Here is a 17,765-nt window from a genome sequence, read left to right on the forward strand (position 1 = left end):
TCCGATGACGATGTGCGCGCGTTCGCCGAAACCCGTGCACTGCAACTCGCCGGACGTAATCAGGCGGATACGACCCTGCGGGATCAGGTCGCCGAGATGGTGATCGCCCTGGATCCCGACGGTGCCGCCGACCGCCGCGAGGAGGCCGCCGCTCGGGATCAGAATGTGCGGGTCCGTCGGGACACCAACGGGCATTGCAGCATCTCCGTCTACGCCCCCGGGGAGATGGGTGCGCATCTGGCGGCGCGGATCGCACAGATGATCAGTGAGCGGATCTGCCCACGTGATCCACGCCGTCAGGGTCAGGTGCAGGTCGCGGCCTTCGCCGAAATCCAAGGCCTGCCCGGCGCGTACCTGTCGTGTGAATGCGGGCGGGGTGACTGCTCGCGGGCGATCCCGTTGCCGGAAGAACCCAGTGGTCTGACCGACCTCGACATCGATGTAGACGGCGACGCGACGGATCTGTCTGACGATGTCGATGCGGACGCCGATGCGGACGCCGACGTGACCGACGATCCCCAGTCGGACGCTGATGTGACCGAGGATCCCGGGATGATCACCGACGGCGACGCTGATTGTGCGGCAGCGGATACCGTCGAGGCGCAACCCAACACCGACACCGAATCTGACACCGACACCGACAGTGATTCGCAGTTGTCGCTGTCGTTGATCACCGATCCGTCCGGGCAGCGGGAAGCCCGGTTGGAGTACTTCGGCGTGGTGGACGACTCCCACGCCCGAACGCTGATCAATTCGGGACAGTTGGTCACCGTCAGCGAGTTTCCCAGCCTGGACATACCCACCGTCAACACCGCCACCTCACTGGATCGGATACCGGCGGCGTGGCGTCGCCTCGACGATCCGTTCCCCGCAACCCCGGTCGACCCGTCCGGGCACGGCGGCTATCTCCTCCCACCGCCGGGTGCGTTGACATATCGGATACCGGCCTGGTTGCGGGAGAAGATCATCGAGTTGGATGGCACCTGCCGATATCCGCAGTGCGGTCGGCCGGCCGGTGACTGCCAGATCGATCACGTGGTGAAATTCGTGCACCGCGATCCGATCACCGGTGGCTGGACGGTGGAATTCAACCTGATGCCGCTGTGCACCCCGGACCACCAACGAAAACACATGGGGCTGTTGATCCCCACCATGCTCGCCGATCGGGCGGTCATCTGGCGCGACCCCGCCACCGGGGAAACCATCACCACCTATCCGCGGTAGGCCACTGCGGTCGGATGCTGCTGCGCTGCAACCGGTTTCCGGAATCGGCGTTGCGTGGTCTCGACCTCGACCAACTCACCCCGCCTACCCCGTGACCCGATACACCCGCCAATCCGGGGAATTGGCCCCCTGATTACGGGCCTCGAGGACGCGCACCGAGATCTGTGCGCCGTTCTCATAGAGCGTCGGATAACGCTGATTGAGGGCGTCGGAGGTTCCCCGGCCGGTGTCGGGCACCGCGAGCAGGTACTGGACGCCGTGGCCCGCCGGATCGTTGAGGACCTCGGCGAAGTCCCCATCGGAGGGGATCACGAACTGTTTGGGTCGCCGCGACTGCACCACCACCGCGAAACCGTAGACGGTGTCGGTCAGTACCGCGCCGTCCGGAAGATTCAGGGAGTCAAGGTATTCGGCGAGCGTGCGTTCGGTGGAGAAGGTCCGTACCACCTCCTGTTCGTCGAGGTGACGCTGCGAGACCGAATCCGGGCGCGGCCAGACGATCGACCCGATCGCGAACTCCTGCGGCGCGAACTTCGGCGACGTCATCCCGTATGCGGTGGTCGGCAGCGCGACGGTCATCACGATGATCGCGAACACCGAGGCGAAGACGTACACGCCGCGCCGCGAACCCCGCCGACGTACCGGCGGTAGGGCGGCATGCAGTCCCTCCCGACGGAACGGCGGATGCCGGCGGGCGGGTACCGAGATCAGGGCGACGATGGCGCCGAGCACGATCACCGTCATGTAGAACCGCAGGAACCCGAAGGTGGATCCCCGTGCGTAACTGTAAACCTGGAAGAACAGCACCGCGCCGATCATCAGCAGTGGCGGCAACAACGGCTGGATGCGATGCCGCGCCACCCGGATGCCGATGACCAACGCCCCCAGCAGCGGGAGTAGCGGTGCCAGGATCGCCAGCTCCACCGTCGAGAACCACAGGGCCTCGCTGACCGTCGACGATCCGCTGCCACCGGACTGCGCGATGATCGCCGCATTCCCGTATTCGGAGGTGAACTGCGCGAACGCGTTTCCGGTGATCAACCAGCTTGCGAAGGCCCAGCCGAGGAAGGCCAGCGCCGACGGAGCCACCACCAGCACCACATCGAGCATCACCCGGCTGATCCGTTTGTCGGTGTCGGTACGCCGATAGGTCACCCATGCGACGACGAACGCCGCGGCCAGCGAGGCCGCACCGCCGTCGTAGCGGGTGAGGTAGCCGAAGGCCAAGGCGATTCCGGCGACTGCGAGTTCGTGGACGTCGTCGGTGTCGACCCACCGCATCAGCCGGCGCGCCGCCCAGGCGAGGAAGAAAAGGTACGGGGCCTCACTCATCCCGTTGGCGCCGTACAACACGATCATCGGGTTGAACGCATAGCAGATGATGATGAGGGTGGACGCCACCCTGTCCAGACCGCGGTCGCGGGCGATGCCGGACACTTGGATCACCGACCCGGCCATGAACGCCGCCGACATCACCACCGCCGACACCGCATCGGTGGTCATCTGCGGTATCCAGGGCGTGAGTGCGGTGAGCGGTAGTTGGACGATCGCGGTCATCGGGGTGAAGATGAAGCCGATCGCGGCCAGATGCGGTGAGCGACTGAACAACACGCTCTGCGCCGACTGCACTCGGGAGAGTGCATCACCGAAGTAGAAGTGCACGCCGACGGCCAGATAGAGACCGACACCGAGGTAAGTCGCGAACATGACGACGAAGAGCGCGATCACCCGATTGCGGGTCACGGTGCCGCCGCCGGGTCATCCGCCGCCTCGGAATCGGATTTCGAGGTGCCCGTCGACAATCCGTGAAAGGTCTTCTCCCAGTAAGACGGATTGAACAGGATCTGCCACATCCCTTTGATCGCGGCCACACTCATCAAGAACCAGTACGCCGGCACCAGAAGCGCGGAGATCAGCAACTCGCTGCGCCCCTCCTCGCGGATGGCCATCAGATTCATGTACAGGGCGGCACCGTTGCCGAAGATCAACGAGATCAGCGACAGATAATAGATCGGGCCCCAGAACAGTTCACCGATGACCGGTGGCTGCCCGGCGATCCACATCACCAGGATCAGCCAGAACACCATGTTCATACATGCGATCAGCGGCGTCCCGGCGATGAGCAGGGTGAACCGCAGCCACGCGATCGGCCCGAGGATGCGCCACAACTGCCGTGGCCGGCGCATGTGCACCAGCCAGGTCTGCATGTAGCCCTTGTACCACCGCGACCGCTGCCGAACCCAGTTGATCGCATCGACATTGGCCTCCTCCAAGGTCACCGAATCCAGTACCGCGGTGCGAAAACCACTGTCGGAGATCCGCACCCCGAGATCGGCGTCTTCGGTGACATTGAACGGATCCCACGCGCCGATGGTGTCGAGTTCGTCGCGTTTGAAATGATTCGACGTGCCGCCCAACGGGATCGGGGCTCGACTGACCATCATGCCGGGCAGCAGGAATCCGAACCAGATGCCGTAGTCGGCGGTGAACCAGCGGGTCAGGATGTTGTCGGTGGCGTTGTGGAAACTCAGCTTTCCCTGCACACACACCACCGAATCGTCGTCGATGTTCTGGAAAACCCAGGCCGCCCTGCGCAATTGGAGGGGATCCGGTTTGTCCTCGGCGTCGAAGATGGTGACGATGTCGCCGGTGGCGAAGTGCATGCCGTAGTTGCAGGCCTTCGGTTTGGTCCGCGGCTGCGCCGGTGGAGTCAGCACCACGGTGACCACGCCGCGTTCGTCCTCCATGGCCCGCGCAGCCACGATGGTCGGTTCGTCGTCCTCCTCGAGCAGCAGTAGCACCTGCAGTTTGTCGCGGGGATAGTCGATGGCCTCCACCGCCTCGATGAGATCGCCGACCACCTCCGGCTCACCGTAGGCGGGTACCAGGACGGTGTAAGCGGGCAGGTCGTCGTCGGCGATCGCCCGGGCTTGCTCGTCGGTGACCCGGATGGCGCCGTTGACCAGTCCCCGCCGGAAGATGATCAGCCGGTCGATCAGGGCGACCACGTAGACGAGGGTCGCCGCACCGACCACCGTGGCCAGCGTCGGCACCGGAAACAGGATGGTCAGGATCCCGATCAGCACGAGCGCCGCGATTCCGCCCCACTTCTGCGGCCTGCTGAACGCCACCGACGCCGACATCGTCGCATCGGCGTCGCGAAGGCGTTCGACGGCGTCGTGCAGCGCGTCGGCCCGATACGCCTCGTCGACCAGCAGTTCACGCACATCCCGTTGCGGCCGGGTGCACCGGGCGCGAGGATCCGGCGCCGGGTGCCCGTCAGCTGCCGCGCGCCCCGGCGCACCGGCGGTCATGCGCCCGTCTCCTGGCGTGCGAGGTCCACCTGCGCGTCGACGATGCCCCAGGCCAGCGACTGCAGGAGGCCACGATCCTTGAAGGTGGGCGTGGAATCCTCGATCGAGGCGTTGCCCCGCAGCAGGACGGTGAACATCGTGTTCAGGTTCTGCCCGATGGTGAACTGTGGCGTGATGAAATACGCGTCGTCCTCGTGGTCGTCGACCGCCCACAGGATCACCTGCTGCGCCTTGGACCCGTTGTTCCACCACCACGAGACCACCGTGTAGCTGAGGTAGCGGGCGTCGTCGACGATGGACCACATCCAGGCACGCACCCCGTGCGGCATCGGGATCTCCTGGGACTTGCTGGCCCGGTCACCCACGAGGTCATAACGGAAGATGTACGGATAGACCTGCATGGACAGGGGGCGAGCGGTGTCGACGCTGTCGACGGCGACGCGGCGCGGGCGTGATTGTTTGTCGAACTCGGGACTGCCATGCGCCTGAAGCACCATCTGCCGGTACATCACCGAGGCACTGCCGTAGAGCCGGGTGACCCAGGGGTAGCGCTGCGCGCTCTCCTGACGCCAGTCCGATGGGATGGCCAGAGGTCGCCCGAGCGGCATTCCCGGGATGGTCTGACTGGGCCAGACACCCACCTTGACCGGCACCGGCACGAAGGCGAGCAGCACCGACGTCGCGATCAGTACGAACGCCGGCCGACCCACGCGGGCCAGTGTCGGTGGTGCAACCCCGCGCCCCAACGGAGTCCATCCGAGGCGGTGCCGGACGCGATAGTCGACGTACATGGTGATCGAGGCGACCAGGGTGGAGCCGATCGCCGGGATCACCACCAGCCACGCACGACGGGTTCCGGGCAACAACGCATCACCGATGACCAGCAGGATCATTCCCACGACCAGCGCCATACCCGCACCGATTGCACCTCGGCGCCCGGAGCGCCCGATCGCGATCTGGGTGGCCGCCACGGCCAGCACCACCATCACCACGCCGGCGACCACCGGTCCGCCACCGAAGGTCAGGATCACCACCCGCACCGGTACCGGCCAGATCAGCAACGCCAGCAACCACACCCAGCGATACCGGGAGACCGGACGCAACCCGAACATCATGATCGAGGCCGCGAGGAAGAAGAGCCACAACGCGAGCAGGTCCATGTGGGTGGTGAGATAGGCCTGCCCGTACCGCGGGTTGACCATCACCTGAACCGCCACCGCGACCACCATGACGATCAGCCCGACAATGACATCGGTCTGCCGGTCATAGATCGGCGGCTCGGGAGCCCGGCGCCAGGATGTGCCTATCGCCGCGATGATCGCCAGCACTATCAGCACCGGCACGTAGATGATGATGGTCAGCGAGCGCATCTCGTCCACGACCGCGATGATGGTGCGCCAGAAGGCGATCGTGGTCAGCGCCAGCAGAGCCAGCCACCGCAGCGTGAGCACCCCCGGGTTGGTGCGTAGCCACGCGACCGGCGTCGCGCCCTGCGACGCCTCGGTGGGTGGTGCGGTCGCTGTCATGACGCGGCGATCACCGATCCGCGTCGGGCGTACCCGAATCCGGCGCGCCGCCCTCCGCCGTATCCGGTTCGGGCGCAACATCTTCCGACGGTCCAGCCCCTCGATCGTGTCGCGTCGCGCGCCGACGCCGGGCGATCTCCACCAGGATCACCGCCCCACCCAGGATCAAGGCAACGGCGACCACGGCGAGAACCAGCCCGATGGTCTTCTGGATGCTCGCGGCTTCGGCCGGCGGGGCCGGGGCGGCCTTGTCCGCATCGATGTAGAGCGGCTGCTGATCGCGCACCTTGACGATCGCGATCGCGTCCCCGGAGACAGACGTCCACCGGTTGTCGTCGGCCAACCAGTCCAGGAGGTCGTCGAGGTCTCTCGCGTCGCCGGTGGAACCGGCCACCAGCACCGTCCGGTCACCCGCCCGCGTCGCCTGCAGGACGCCGTAGCGCAGCGCCGGATCCAGTGTCACCGACGAGGTGGAACCCGACGACGACCGCACAGTGACCTCACCACCGTCGGCGCTGACCGGAAGATCGATGTCCGGTATGTCCTTACCCTCGGCGCTGATCAGGATCGCCGGCAGCTCCGAGGACAACGCCTCCGACACCGACACCACACGAAACCCCAAGGGAACCACCGAAATCCGCTGCAGCCCGGCAGCGATCTCCACGCCGCGGGAGACGTCGGCGGCATCACCGGTTGTCCAGGCCATCTGCGTCCACGGCATCAGCGACTGCGGTACCGATCCGAGGCCCGACGGCTGCGGTGGATCGGCCACGTCGGAGGTGATCTGCCCGGTCGAACTGAGCGTGAGGTTGGCGCGGGTACCGTTGCCGCAGCCCTCGAGCAACCCACTGCGCTCCAGGGTCACGGTGACCTCGGTGTACCGCGCGGCGAGATCGTTCGGGATGTCGACCCAGCTGTTGTAGGTCCCCGACGAATCGGTCGGCAGCGTCGCGATCACGCGGTCGCCGATCCGTACCGAGATCACCGCGCTGTCGCCACCGGCGGGAGCGTAGGTGCCCATCAACTGCACCCGGATGTTCGTCGATGGGCGGCCCAGGCGCGTCTGGTCGACACCGAAGGTGAGACTAGGCCACGACGACGACGTCACACTCTGGTCGCTGACCCCCAGGTCGGCGAGTGTCTGGACGTCCGGCGTGAGTTGCGGAGCGTCATAAAGCGGTCCGGCCACCGCCGACGAGCTCAGCGCGATCGCGTCGAGATCGGTCGTCAGGAACTCACTCTGCGTCACCAACGCGTCGCCGGCGCCCCCGACGACGAGGTACTTCGACCCTTCCGGGCCGTCCCGCAACGTCAGGCCCGTCGGAGCCGACGAGTCGACGACGATCTGCCGTTCCAGCGGTCCGGGCGCATCGCTCGGCGCCAGATCCGAACGCGGCCGAACGACGGTGGTGATGCCGACTTGCGCGGTGCCGTAATGCGCGGTGACCGCGGCCGCGAGGTTCACCGCGGCGGCCCCCTCGGCCTGTTGCACATCGTCGGGGATGATGATCGCCAGATCGCGCAGGATCGGCGGGAGGAACTGCGCCACGGTGGTCGGAATCGCCTCGCGACCGGTGAACGTGACCGTGGCGCCGGAGATCCGGAACGCGTTGTCGGGATCGAACCTGCACAGTCCGTCCACCGTCAGATACGACCGCAGCGTGATCTCGGCGGCATTGCCGTCGACGGTCAGGCCACGCAGCGGCAACGTGATCGGCGAGTTCGGGGCCGGATTGACGGGGGTCCGGGAGATCAGTCGCTCACCCTGATAGACGTCGACCTCGCCACCGGTGACGAACGGCGGCACCGACGTCACACCGCGCAGCACATCGGGAGTGAGGTCCTGCGGGACCGGGATCGACATACTCACCTGTCCCTGCTGACCGGGGAAGGTGATCGCCGACGACGATCCGAGCGAGTCCAGCGACAGGGGCGGCGGTGGGTCACCCGGTGCCGCGGCAGCGACGCCGACGGCGGGCGCAGCCGCCATCGCCACGACGAGCAGACTCACAGCCAGAGCACGTAACAAAGGAGAACTTCGCAGGACGACGTTCATGCTTCCTTCGGATCAGGCCCCCCACCAACGGTGTGGGTTTACGCTATCGCGTAATGGTCGGCTCGCGTTGCTTGTACGGGCGCGCGGTGCGTCGGGTGTCACAGACCGAGGCGAGGTGATGCCATTTCGAGTCCGAATCGTTCTCGGTGAGACATTGCGGGTCCGGAGCATGGGCCTCATGCAAGCCCTCGTTCTGCCCGTTTTTCTGCTCGACCCCGCTGTCGCCGATGCCTGAGAATCGGTCGACGTCCTCGTCGATTGGCGCCACGCATGGCGTCGGCACCGCCCACACCATCCATGCCGGCGACACCGTCGACGGCGGCTCCTACGTCGACGTCGACGGAAACCTGTTGTGGCATTTCCGCGGCGGCGATCCCGCCGGAGCCCCGACGGTCCTGCTGCACGGCGCTTTTGCGTCGGCGGCCACGTGGGGTGCCCAGATCGCCGGGTTGAGCGACGTCGGATTACGGCTGCACGTCCCCGAATTGACCGGTCACGGCCACAGCCCGGACGTCGACGCGGACTGGTCGATGGAGGCGATGACCGCGCAGACCATCGCCTATCTGGAGTCGGTGGTGGGCCGACCGGCGCACCTCGTCGGGTGGAGCGACGGCGCGGTGCGCGCACTGCTGGTGGCCCGGGCCCGCCCCGACCTCGTCTCTCGCGTGGTACTGATGTGCCACTACATGAACTCCGACGGTCGGGCCGCGGCCGGCTTCTTCGACCGCCTCGCCGCACGCGATTCCGCCCTCGTCGAATTCCTCCGCGAGGGGTACAAGGCCGAAAGTCCGGACAGCCCAGAGCATTTCAACGAGATCTACCGCAAATCCGAAACCCTGCTGAGGGACGGGCCCGAGTACCCGCTGGCCGAATTCGCCACCGTCGCGGCGCCGACGTTGGTGCTCGCCGCCGACCGCGGTGTGGTGCGCCTCGAGCACAGCCTCGCGTTGGCACGCACTCTGCCGAACGGCAGGTTCGCGGTGCTGCCAGGGACTCACATCCTGCCGATCGAGGCCCCCGATCTCGTCAATCCGCTGGTGTCGTCGTTTCTGGCAGCAGAACCCCCGCGGGAGTGGAGTCCGTGAGATCGGCGGGCGCGCCGTCACCATCTCCGGTCAGCAGGACGAGGGCTCGACCACGATCCCAGGCCTCCCGGCGCGCCGCGTCCGGATCGGATTCGACGCGGACCCGGCGATCGAGGATCAGCACCTCGCGGTGTTCCTCGGTGTAGCGGGGCCACTCGCCCGGCTCCCCGCCACGGGCGAAATCGCCCCAGCGCGACTGCACCTCACCGACCATCGCGCCGGCCGCACGCCAATCGCCTGCGGCCAGTCCCGCGAATGTCGGTGTGCGGTACGCCCCGAACACGGCGAACAGTTCGGTGGCGTGGGTGGCGCCCACGCCGACCTTCGCCAGCGCCTTGGTGTGGAAGTCGAATCGGTAGACGTAAGTGGGGGCGATGGCGCGGTACGCGTCGGCAAAGCCGGTGACGGGCGCCCAGAAGATGCCGTCGGCGGCCAACCGGACACGATCGGCGGCACCGCCGGCGTAGCTGTTCATGATCGCGTCGCGCGCCGCGTTGTCCTGCACCGCGAGCAGGGTCTGCTCCGGTTCGGGCAGCATTTTCCAGAACTTGTCGAACAGCAGGCCCTCGTCCCGGTTGGTCCCGATGATCAGCGGCACCGCGGCGGTCTGGCCCTTACGGGCCGCCTCGACCGGCGTGTACGGCAACGACTCGCCCCCGTACACCGGGCCGAAGGGCACCGGTTCCAGGGGGGTGGGGGTGTTCCGCGCGAACTTCATCAACCGCATCCCCGCCTTGTGTAGCTGTGTCGGCGACGCCCCGTCGAGGAGCCGGGTGGCCTCGGTCGGCGTGATCGGCTCACGCTGCTCGTCGGCCGGGGGACGACGACGCGCCGGATCGGCGACCAACCTCAGGTACTCGTCGGCGAACACCGCCGCACTGTCCTTGGAGATGGTCAGATCGGCGGCCGGGCTCTCGGCGATGCCGCGGGCGAACAGTCCGCGCGCGGCGGGGGCGGCCAGCAGCATCAGCACCGACGAACCACCGGCGCTCTCCCCGAAGATCGTCACGTTGTCGGGGTCACCACCGAAGGCACCGATGTTGCGCTGCACCCAGTGCAGAGCGGCGATGTGGTCCTTGAGCCCGGGGTTCTCGTCAAAGTGCCGCTCCGACGTCGAATACCCGCTGAAGTCGAGCATCCCGAACGGTCCGAACCGGTACTGGATGGTGACGACGATGACGTCCTGCGACCGGGCGAGGTGCGTGCCGTCGTACAGCGGGGTGGCGGCGGTCCCGAGGATGTAGGCGCCGCCATGGATGAACACCATCACCGGGCGGGGCGTGCTGGGCTCGGTCTCCGGGGAGAAGACGTTGAGGGTCAGGCAATCCTCGCTGACCGGCTGGAACCGTCCCGGGCCGGTCGCCGTCAGCAGCTTGTCCTGGACGGCCGCGTCACCGAAGGCTGTGCACCAGCGCACCCCGTTCCACGGGGTCACCGGCTGCGGGGCGTCGAATCGGCCGCGACCCACCGGTGGGGCCGCGTACGGGATACCGCGCCAGCTGATGGTGCCGCGGCGAGTGCGGCGACCCCGGACGCCACCGACAACGCCGTCGGTAGTGGTCACCTTGGTGTCGATCAGAGCCATGCCCCGAATCTACCGCGCGGTCAGATGCGTACTTCGGCGGTGTGTGCGGAGCGGTGGTATGCGCCTGACCCGAGTCGCGACCTACACTGCGGCCGTGACCTCACACACCGCGGACGCGCCGTCGCGCATCGACCTCAACGCCGATCTCGGCGAGGGCGTCGGCGACGACGACGCGATGCTGGAGATCGTCACCAGCGCCAACGTCGCCTGCGGGTTCCACGCGGGCACCCCGGCCGAGCTGCTGGCGACGTGCCGGGCCGCCGCGGCGTCGGGGGTGCGGGTGGGTGCGCAGGTCTCCTATCCCGATCGCGCCGGATTCGGGCGTCGTTTCATGGACATCGCCCCTGCCGAGCTCATCGCCGACCTCGTCTATCAGATCGGTGCCCTCGACGCCATCGCCCGAGCGGCGGGCACGTCGGTCACCTACGTCAAACCTCATGGGGCGCTTTACAACACGATCGTGCATCACGAACGGCAGGCGGATGCGGTGATCGCCGCGCTGCGCGAATTCGGCGGCGATCTGCCGCTGATGGGCCTCGCCGACTCACCGGTGCTGCGCCGGGCCACCGATGCCGGGCTGCCGGTGATCGCCGAGGCCTTCGCCGATCGCGCCTACACCCCGGAGGGCACCCTGGTGTCACGTTCGGAACCGGGGGCAGTGCTCACCGACAGCACCGAGATCGCCGAACGGGTGCTGCGCCTGGTCGAGACGGGCTCCCTGGTGGCCGTCGACGGCGCGGTGGTCACGGTGTCGGCGGAATCCATCTGTCTGCACGGCGACACCCCCGGTGCCGTCGCGCACGCACGTCATGTGCGGGAGTCGTTACGGCGCTCGGGAATCGAGATCAGCGCCGGCTGAGCGGCTGCGCCGCTCCCCGTCGAGTGGGCGCCGCTTCCCGTCGAGTGGGCGCCGTTTCGCGTCGAGTGGGCGCCGTTTCCCGCCGAGTGGGCGCTACCCGATCCGACGCTGCCGCGCGAACTCGGCGAGCACGACGCCCGCGGCCACCGACGCGTTGAGGCTTTCTACGTCGCCGGCCATCGGGATGGACAGGATCGAGTCGCAGGTCTCACGCACCAACCGCGACAGACCCTTGCCCTCGGAGCCGACGACGATGACGGTGGGGCCGGTGCCGTCGTAGTCATCCAGGGTCACATCGCCCTCGGCGTCGAGGCCGACCAGCTGAGCGCCCGTTGCGGCCCACTCCTTGAGCGTGCGGGTGAGATTCGGCGCCTGCGCGACGGGCAGCCGGGCCGCGGCACCGGCGGAGGTCCGCCACGCCACCGCGGTGACCGACGCACTCCGACGTTGCGGGATCAGCACCCCGTGACCGCCGAAGGCCGCCACGGAACGGATGACCGCCCCGAGGTTGCGGGGATCGGTGATGTTGTCGAGCGCGACCAGCAGCGGCGGGGTGCCACTGTTGATGGCATCACGCATCAGGTCGTCGGGATGGGCGTAGCGGTACTCGGGCACCTGCAGGGCGACACCCTGGTGTAAGCCGTTCGCCGACAAGCGATCCAGTTCACCTTTGCCGACCTCGAGGATGGTGATACCGCGGTCGCCGGCCATGTGCACGGCCTCGGCGACGCGGTCGTCGGGATCGCCGCCGGTGACGACGTACAGCGCGGTCGCCGGAACCTCGGCGCGCAGACACTCGACCACCGGGTTACGTCCGAGGACGTACTCGGGTCCGTCATCCTTGGCGCGCGACTTCGGTCGTCCCGCAGCGGTTTTCGACGCAGCCTTGGCTCGCTTGTGCGCCGGATGGTAGGAGCGGTCGACCGCCTTCGGGGTGGCGCCGCGACCTTCCAGGCCACGACGACGCTGACCACCGGAGCCGACGACCTGCCCCTTCTTCGACCCCGTCTTACGAACGGCGCCTTTACGTTTGGAATTGCCCGCCATCTACTCCCGACCTTTCAAGCTCCACTGGGCCCCATCGGGGGTGTCGGTCACTTCGATACCGGCCTCGGCCAGCCGGTCACGCACCGCATCGGCGGTCGCCCAATCCTTGTCCGTCCGCGCCTGAGCACGACGGGTCAACTCCGCCCGCACCAGGACGTCCAGCGCCGAGGTGGCGGCCGAATCGTCGGCGGCGTCCGAATGCCAGTGCGCATCAAGAGGATCGACGCCGAGAATGCTCATCATGGCCCGCACCGAGGACGCCGCGGCCAGGGCCGCGGGGCCGTCGCCACCGTCGAGTGCGGTGTTGCCGGCCCGCACCGTGTTGTGGATCGCGGCCAGAGCGGCGGGCACGCCGAGGTCGTCGTCGAGGGCGGTCGCGAAGTCGGCGGCGATCTCGCCGATCGCGACGTCGCCGACGCGCGAATTCACGCGCTCCACAAAGGATTCGACGCGACGGTAACCGGCGGCGGCCTCGGTGAGCGCGCCGTCGGAGTACTCCAGCATCGACCGATAGTGTGCGCTGCCGAGGTAGTAGCGCAGCTCCACCGGACGCAACCTCGACAGCATCGCCGGGATCGACACGACGTTGCCGAGCGACTTGCTCATCTTCTCCCCACCCATGGTGACCCAGCCGTTGTGCAGCCAGTACCGCGCGAACGGGTCACCGGCGCCATGCGCCTGCGCGATCTCGTTCTCGTGATGAGGGAAGATGAGATCCATTCCACCGCAATGGATGTCGAACTCGGCACCGAGCAGTGAGGTGGCCATCGCCGAGCATTCCAGATGCCAGCCCGGACGGCCGCGTCCCCACGGGGTCGGCCAGGAGGGTTCGTCGGGCTTGGCCGCCTTCCACAGCGTGAAGTCCCGCGGATCCCGTTTGCCGGTACCGGCACTCTCACCCTGGTGCACGTCGTCGAGCTTGTGCCCGGACAGCGCCCCGTAGTCGGGCAGTGAACGCACGTCGAAGTAGACGTTACCGTCGGCGGCGTAGGCGTGGCCACGGTCGACCAGGCGCTCCATGTACTCGACCATCTGCGTGACGAAGCCCGTCGCGCGTGGTTCCCCCGACGGCGGGAGCACGCCGAGCGCGTTGTAGGCCGAGGAGAACTCCCGCTCGTGGGTGGCCGCCCACTCCCACCACGGACGATCATGGTCGGCGGCCTTACGCAGGATCTTGTCGTCGATGTCGGTGACATTGCGGATGAAGAGCACGTCGTCGCCGCGATGCAGCAGCCAGCGGCGCAGGATGTCGAAGGCGATACCGCTGCGAACGTGACCGATGTGCGGCACTCCCTGAACGGTGGCGCCACACAGGTAAATCGACACATGCCCGGGCGACAACGGAACGAAGTCGCGTACCTCTCGGGTGGCGGTGTCATACAGGCGCAGGGTCACGACGTGCGATTCTACCCGGCGACCGCTGCCGTTCTCGCCCCGCTGCGCTGACGGCGCTCTCGCCACCACTGACGGCGCCCTGCCCGACGTTCACAGCGCCCTCCCCACCACTGACAGCGCCCTCCCCTGCGCTGACGGCGCCCCGCCCGACGCTCACAGCGCCCTCCCCACCACTGACAGCGCTCACTCACGCGCTATCAATGCTCATGAGAGCGCTGTCAACGACCCAGAAAGCGCTGTCAGTGAAACTCAGAGCGCCGTCAACGACCACGAGAGCGCTGTCAACGCACTGCAAAGCGCTGTCACCGTGCCGGGGTAACCAACGGCTGACCGACTGCTATTCGACGAGCGCGGTCGCCACCGCGGCGATTCCTTCGCCACGTCCGGTCATGCCAAGGCCGTCGGTGGTGGTTGCCGACACCGAGACGGGCGCCCCCAGCGCTTCGGACAGCACACGTTGCGCCTCAGCGCGTCGCGGACCGATCTTCGGGCGGTTACCGATCACCTGAACGGCCCCGTTGACCACGGTCAACCCGGCGTCGGCGACCAGCGAGGCCACGTGCTCGAGCATCCGGGCACCGGAGACGCCGTCCCATTCGGGGCGTCCGGTGCCGAACACCGAGCCCACGTCGCCGAGTCCGGCCGCCGACAGCACTGCGTCGCACAGCGCATGAGCGCCGACGTCGCCGTCGGAATGCCCTTCGCAGCCGGCGTCGTCGGGGAAGTGCAGTCCGACCATCCAGCAGGGAACGTCGTCCACGACGCGATGCGCATCCGAGCCGATACCGACTCTCATGCCTCTTCTCCTCCGGGTGCGGCCGCCGAGTCACGTTCGGCGACGAGGTCTCGGGCGATTCGCAGGTCCCACGGGGTGGTGATTTTGAAGGCGAGGTGATGGCCGGAGACGACGTGCACCGGGATGCCGATACGCTCGGCGAGTCCGGCGTCGTCGGTGGCCAGTCCGGAATCGTCGGCATGGGCGGCGGCGAGGGCCTCGCGGGTGAAACCCTGAGGCGTCTGCACGGCCCGCAGCGGTTCGCGATCCACGGTGCCCAAGACACGCTCGGCGTCGCCACCCGGTTCGACCTCTTTGAGGGTGTCGACGACGGGCAACCCCGGCACGACGGCCCGGTGTCCACCGACCACCGCGGCGATGACGCGCCGAAACACCGATACCGGCGTCAACGCACGCGCCGCATCGTGGACGAGCACGACGTCGGCGTCGTCGAGTGCGGCGAGCCCGGCCCGCACCGAGTCCGATCGATGGGCGCCGCCAGCCACCACGACAACCGATGCCGGTACCAGCGCACGCGCACGGTCGATGAGCTCCACCGGAACCACCACGACGACGGACGCCGAGAGCCCGGTCAGTCCGTCGACGCAGTGTTCCAGGATGGTGCGACCACCGAGGTCCACGAATGCCTTGGGAATCGGTTCACCCAGCCGGGTGCCCGAGCCTGCTGCGGGAACGACGATGCCGACCCGCACATCCGAGTCGGTCATCGCCGGCCTGCTGTGATCACCGCGATTGCCGCGCGCACAGCACAAGAACTGGTCAAAGAAAAATCCTGATCACAAGCGAAGTGCGATCAGGATGCGGCGGCGAGGACCTCGTCGAGAATGCTGGTGGCCCTCTCGTCGTCGGTGTTCTGTGCCAGCGAGAGCTCGTCGACGAGCACGCGACGCGCGCGTGTCAGCATGCGCTTCTCACCCGCGGACAGACCGCGGTCCTGCTCACGACGCCACAGGTCACGAACGATCTCGGCGACCTTGATGATGTCGCCGGAGATGAGCTTCTCCTGATTGGCCTTGAAGCGACGCGCCCAGTTGGTGGGCTCTTCGGTGTGTGGAGCGCGGAGAACCTGGAAAACCTGGTCGAGTCCCTCTTCACCGACGACGTCACGAACGCCGACGTACTCGAGCTTCGACGAGGGAATCTGGACGGTCATGTCACCGTCGGCAACCTTGAGAACCAGATATTCGATCTGTTCGCCCTTGATGGTCCGAATCACGATGTCTTCGACCCGAGCAGCACCGTGATGGGGATAGACAACGGTGTCGCCAACTTTGAAATTCAATGTTCCGTGCCCCTTTCGAGTATGGCCAGTCTAACACGGGCGCCCCAGACGGCCCAGACAACGGTGCAGGTCACGGCCCTGCACTCGGCTGACCGGGGATGTTTCGGCAGGTGGAGCGATGTGCCATAACAAGGGAAGTTCACAAGCGCAAGAGTCGGATTCACGTCGGCTCCGGACGCCGATTCGCACCCCCCTTCCCCTTCCGCTCGATGACCCGAACCGGCCACCACGACAGTCCGTTCCGACCAATCTGGCACCCCGCCGGGATTTTGTGACCCGGGCCCACTACGCTGCGTAGTGCAGGGTGTCCCTCACTGCGTTTTTTCGCGTTCGATTACCTGGGAGGAACGGGTGTCTGTGCCAACTCGATTTGGGCGGCGGCCTTCGGTCACACGACGGTTGGCAACGGCCACCGCGATGGCAGCGATCGGTGTCGCGGTCGCGCTCGGCACCACCGGCTGCGGTGCCGGTCAGATCTCGCAGACCGCAAATCAGCTCCCGGCCGTCAACGGCGGCAACGCGGCAGCGACGTGGGGCGAGGTCGAGGTCCGCAACGTGCAGATCATCTACCCCGCCGACAAGGCCGGCGACGTTTTCGACAACGGCGGCCCCTTCGAGGTGTCCTTCGCCGTCATCAACAGCGGACAGACCAAGATCTACCGCCTGACCAAGGTCGAGGTGACCCAGCAGGGTGCACCGTCATCGGCGAAGGTCACGCTGAGCGCACAACCCACCATCGATCCGGGCATGCTGGTGCGCGCCGGTAACCCGGCGAACTCGAACCCGGCCGGCATCACGACATCGGAATCCAGTGCCGCTGCATCGGCATCGGAGACGACGTCGGCATCGGAGACGGCCTCGGAATCCCCGACCACCTCCGCGTCGGCCGGCCCGAGCGTCGGCGAGGTCGAGGCCCCGCAACTGGGTGAGGCCGCGATCGAGGCAACCCTCAACGGCACCGGCGAGTCGGTCGCCGCGGGCCTGACCACCGAACTGACCTTCTACTTCGAGGTTCAGGACGCCAACGGCAACTGGACCGACGCGGGCACCGTCCCCGTCGACGCCGCCGTTGACTCGACGATCCTGGCGACCCGCGTCGACACACCGCGCGGCGGCGAGGCCGAGAGCGAAGGCGAAGGCGGGCACTGAGCTGATCGCCTCATAGCGCCACACGCAATCACGCGGGCTGCGTCCATTCCGGACGCAGCCCGCGTTGCTGTGTGAGCCGTTCGTCACACGGTGGTAGAGCCGCCGATCGTCACGAGTTGCGACGTCGACCCACCGTGCCCGTCATTGGCGGTGATGACGAAGCTGTCTGCCGCGAAGGTCCCCGGCGTGGCGGACGTGTACACCCAGTCACCGGTGTCCGGATCGATGGCAACGGCGCCGTGGGCAGGTTGGGTGGTGATCGCGAAGGCGACTGTGTCATCCTCGGCGTCGGTTGCCGCCGCCGACCCGGTCAACACTCCAGTGGGTACGACTTCTACCGTTCCGGCGTAGTAGTGAATCACCCCCGGTTTCGTGCCGCCTCGATGGTGGGCTGATCCTCGGGGTTGAGGCCAGCGTAGTGGGTGTGTTCGTACTCGTTGGGTGGGA

15 protein-coding genes are annotated in these 17,765 nt (G+C 67.2%); 4 read left to right on the plus strand and 11 right to left on the minus strand.

The genetic code is table 11. From position 1 onward, the window contains the following. The coding region (locus ACWETB_RS23385) for an HNH endonuclease signature motif containing protein (RefSeq protein ID WP_452213967.1) at window positions 1-1,224 on the plus strand (1,224 nt) is incomplete at its 5' end. Between the two features lie 84 nt (window positions 1,225-1,308). Here ACWETB_RS23385 and ACWETB_RS23390 read toward each other — a convergent pair. From ACWETB_RS23390 to ACWETB_RS23405, 4 genes are read right to left on the minus strand one after another with little or no spacing between them, the layout of a single operon-like run. Beyond that, complete coding sequence (locus ACWETB_RS23390; RefSeq protein ID WP_452213981.1) at window positions 1,309-2,931, minus strand: ArnT family glycosyltransferase; 1,623 nt, start codon at window positions 2,929-2,931, stop codon at window positions 1,309-1,311. Window positions 2,932-2,963: 32 nt separating this feature from the next. Continuing rightward, window positions 2,964-4,538, minus strand: a complete 1,575-nt coding sequence (locus tag ACWETB_RS23395; protein WP_452213969.1) for a glycosyltransferase — start codon at window positions 4,536-4,538, stop codon at window positions 2,964-2,966. Continuing rightward, on the minus strand, window positions 4,535-6,064 hold the full coding sequence (locus ACWETB_RS23400) for a hypothetical protein (RefSeq protein ID WP_452213971.1): 1,530 nt from the start codon (window positions 6,062-6,064) through the stop codon (window positions 4,535-4,537). Before ACWETB_RS23400 ends, ACWETB_RS23395 begins: the two co-directional genes overlap by 4 nt. A 10-nt stretch (window positions 6,065-6,074) precedes the next feature. Then, complete coding sequence (locus tag ACWETB_RS23405; RefSeq protein ID WP_452213973.1) at window positions 6,075-8,120, minus strand: hypothetical protein; 2,046 nt, start codon at window positions 8,118-8,120, stop codon at window positions 6,075-6,077. A 227-nt stretch (window positions 8,121-8,347) separates the two neighbouring features. Between ACWETB_RS23405 and ACWETB_RS23410 the strand changes: the two genes are divergently transcribed. Beyond that, window positions 8,348-9,205 (plus strand): alpha/beta fold hydrolase, encoded by an 858-nt coding sequence (locus tag ACWETB_RS23410; protein WP_449741597.1) that lies wholly within the window; start codon window positions 8,348-8,350, stop codon window positions 9,203-9,205. Here ACWETB_RS23410 and ACWETB_RS23415 read toward each other — a convergent pair. After that, on the minus strand, window positions 9,147-10,790 hold the full coding sequence (locus ACWETB_RS23415) for a carboxylesterase/lipase family protein (protein ID WP_449741598.1): 1,644 nt from the start codon (window positions 10,788-10,790) through the stop codon (window positions 9,147-9,149). The two genes, ACWETB_RS23410 and ACWETB_RS23415, sit on opposite strands and share 59 nt — an antisense overlap. Before the next feature lie 94 nt (window positions 10,791-10,884). On the opposite strand from ACWETB_RS23415, the gene ACWETB_RS23420 reads away from it, so the two are divergent. Continuing rightward, window positions 10,885-11,649 (plus strand): LamB/YcsF family protein, encoded by a 765-nt coding sequence (locus tag ACWETB_RS23420; RefSeq protein ID WP_449741599.1) that lies wholly within the window; start codon window positions 10,885-10,887, stop codon window positions 11,647-11,649. Between the two features lie 93 nt (window positions 11,650-11,742). Here the strand turns inward: ACWETB_RS23420 and rlmB are convergent, their stop codons facing one another. From rlmB to ACWETB_RS23445, 5 genes are all read right to left on the minus strand, one after another. Then, window positions 11,743-12,696: a 23S rRNA (guanosine(2251)-2'-O)-methyltransferase RlmB gene (rlmB, locus tag ACWETB_RS23425; protein WP_449741600.1), complete on the minus strand. Its 954-nt coding sequence runs from the start codon at window positions 12,694-12,696 to the stop codon at window positions 11,743-11,745. Then, entirely contained in the window at window positions 12,697-14,091 is a 1,395-nt protein-coding gene (gene cysS, locus ACWETB_RS23430; protein ID WP_452213976.1) for a cysteine--tRNA ligase, read from the minus strand. It abuts the gene before it with no gap. Between the two features lie 337 nt (window positions 14,092-14,428). Beyond that, window positions 14,429-14,887, minus strand: coding sequence for a 2-C-methyl-D-erythritol 2,4-cyclodiphosphate synthase (gene ispF / locus ACWETB_RS23435; RefSeq protein ID WP_449741602.1), 459 nt, complete (start codon window positions 14,885-14,887; stop codon window positions 14,429-14,431). Beyond that, window positions 14,884-15,594: a 2-C-methyl-D-erythritol 4-phosphate cytidylyltransferase gene (gene ispD / locus ACWETB_RS23440; protein WP_449741603.1), complete on the minus strand. Its 711-nt coding sequence runs from the start codon at window positions 15,592-15,594 to the stop codon at window positions 14,884-14,886. The genes ispF and ispD overlap by 4 nt, the downstream gene beginning before the upstream one ends. 86 nt (window positions 15,595-15,680) lie before the next feature. Beyond that, entirely contained in the window at window positions 15,681-16,169 is a 489-nt protein-coding gene (locus ACWETB_RS23445; protein WP_449741604.1) for a CarD family transcriptional regulator, read from the minus strand. A 417-nt stretch (window positions 16,170-16,586) separates the two neighbouring features. On the opposite strand from ACWETB_RS23445, the gene ACWETB_RS23450 reads away from it, so the two are divergent. Next, window positions 16,587-17,318, plus strand: coding sequence for a hypothetical protein (locus ACWETB_RS23450; protein WP_449741605.1), 732 nt, complete (start codon window positions 16,587-16,589; stop codon window positions 17,316-17,318). A gap of 83 nt (window positions 17,319-17,401) precedes the next feature. On the opposite strand, the gene ACWETB_RS23455 is transcribed toward ACWETB_RS23450, so the two are convergent. Then, window positions 17,402-17,680, minus strand: coding sequence for an Ig-like domain-containing protein (locus tag ACWETB_RS23455; RefSeq protein WP_452213979.1), 279 nt, complete (start codon window positions 17,678-17,680; stop codon window positions 17,402-17,404). Window positions 17,681-17,765: the final 85 nt, after the last annotated feature.

The sequence above is a fragment of the Gordonia sp. NPDC003950 genome (assembly GCF_053605205.1).

What these genes read in the sequence shown, in the direction of transcription:
- ispD (WP_449741603.1), bottom strand. Translation starts at nt 15,594, where the DNA reads ATGACCGACTCGGATGTGCGGGTCGGCATCGTCGTTCCCGCAGCAGGC.
- ispF (WP_449741602.1), bottom strand. Translation starts at nt 14,887, where the DNA reads ATGAGAGTCGGTATCGGCTCGGATGCGCATCGCGTCGTGGACGACGTT.
- rlmB (WP_449741600.1), bottom strand. Translation starts at nt 12,696, where the DNA reads ATGGCGGGCAATTCCAAACGTAAAGGCGCCGTTCGTAAGACGGGGTCG.
- ACWETB_RS23415 (WP_449741598.1), bottom strand. Translation starts at nt 10,790, where the DNA reads ATGGCTCTGATCGACACCAAGGTGACCACTACCGACGGCGTTGTCGGT.
- ACWETB_RS23400 (WP_452213971.1), bottom strand. Translation starts at nt 6,064, where the DNA reads ATGACAGCGACCGCACCACCCACCGAGGCGTCGCAGGGCGCGACGCCG.
- ACWETB_RS23390 (WP_452213981.1), bottom strand. Translation starts at nt 2,931, where the DNA reads ATGTTCGCGACTTACCTCGGTGTCGGTCTCTATCTGGCCGTCGGCGTG.
- ACWETB_RS23410 (WP_449741597.1), top strand. Translation starts at nt 8,348, where the DNA reads ATGCCTGAGAATCGGTCGACGTCCTCGTCGATTGGCGCCACGCATGGC.
- ACWETB_RS23450 (WP_449741605.1), top strand. Translation starts at nt 16,587, where the DNA reads ATGGCAGCGATCGGTGTCGCGGTCGCGCTCGGCACCACCGGCTGCGGT.
- ACWETB_RS23405 (WP_452213973.1), bottom strand. Translation starts at nt 8,120, where the DNA reads ATGAACGTCGTCCTGCGAAGTTCTCCTTTGTTACGTGCTCTGGCTGTG.
- ACWETB_RS23395 (WP_452213969.1), bottom strand. Translation starts at nt 4,538, where the DNA reads ATGACCGCCGGTGCGCCGGGGCGCGCGGCAGCTGACGGGCACCCGGCG.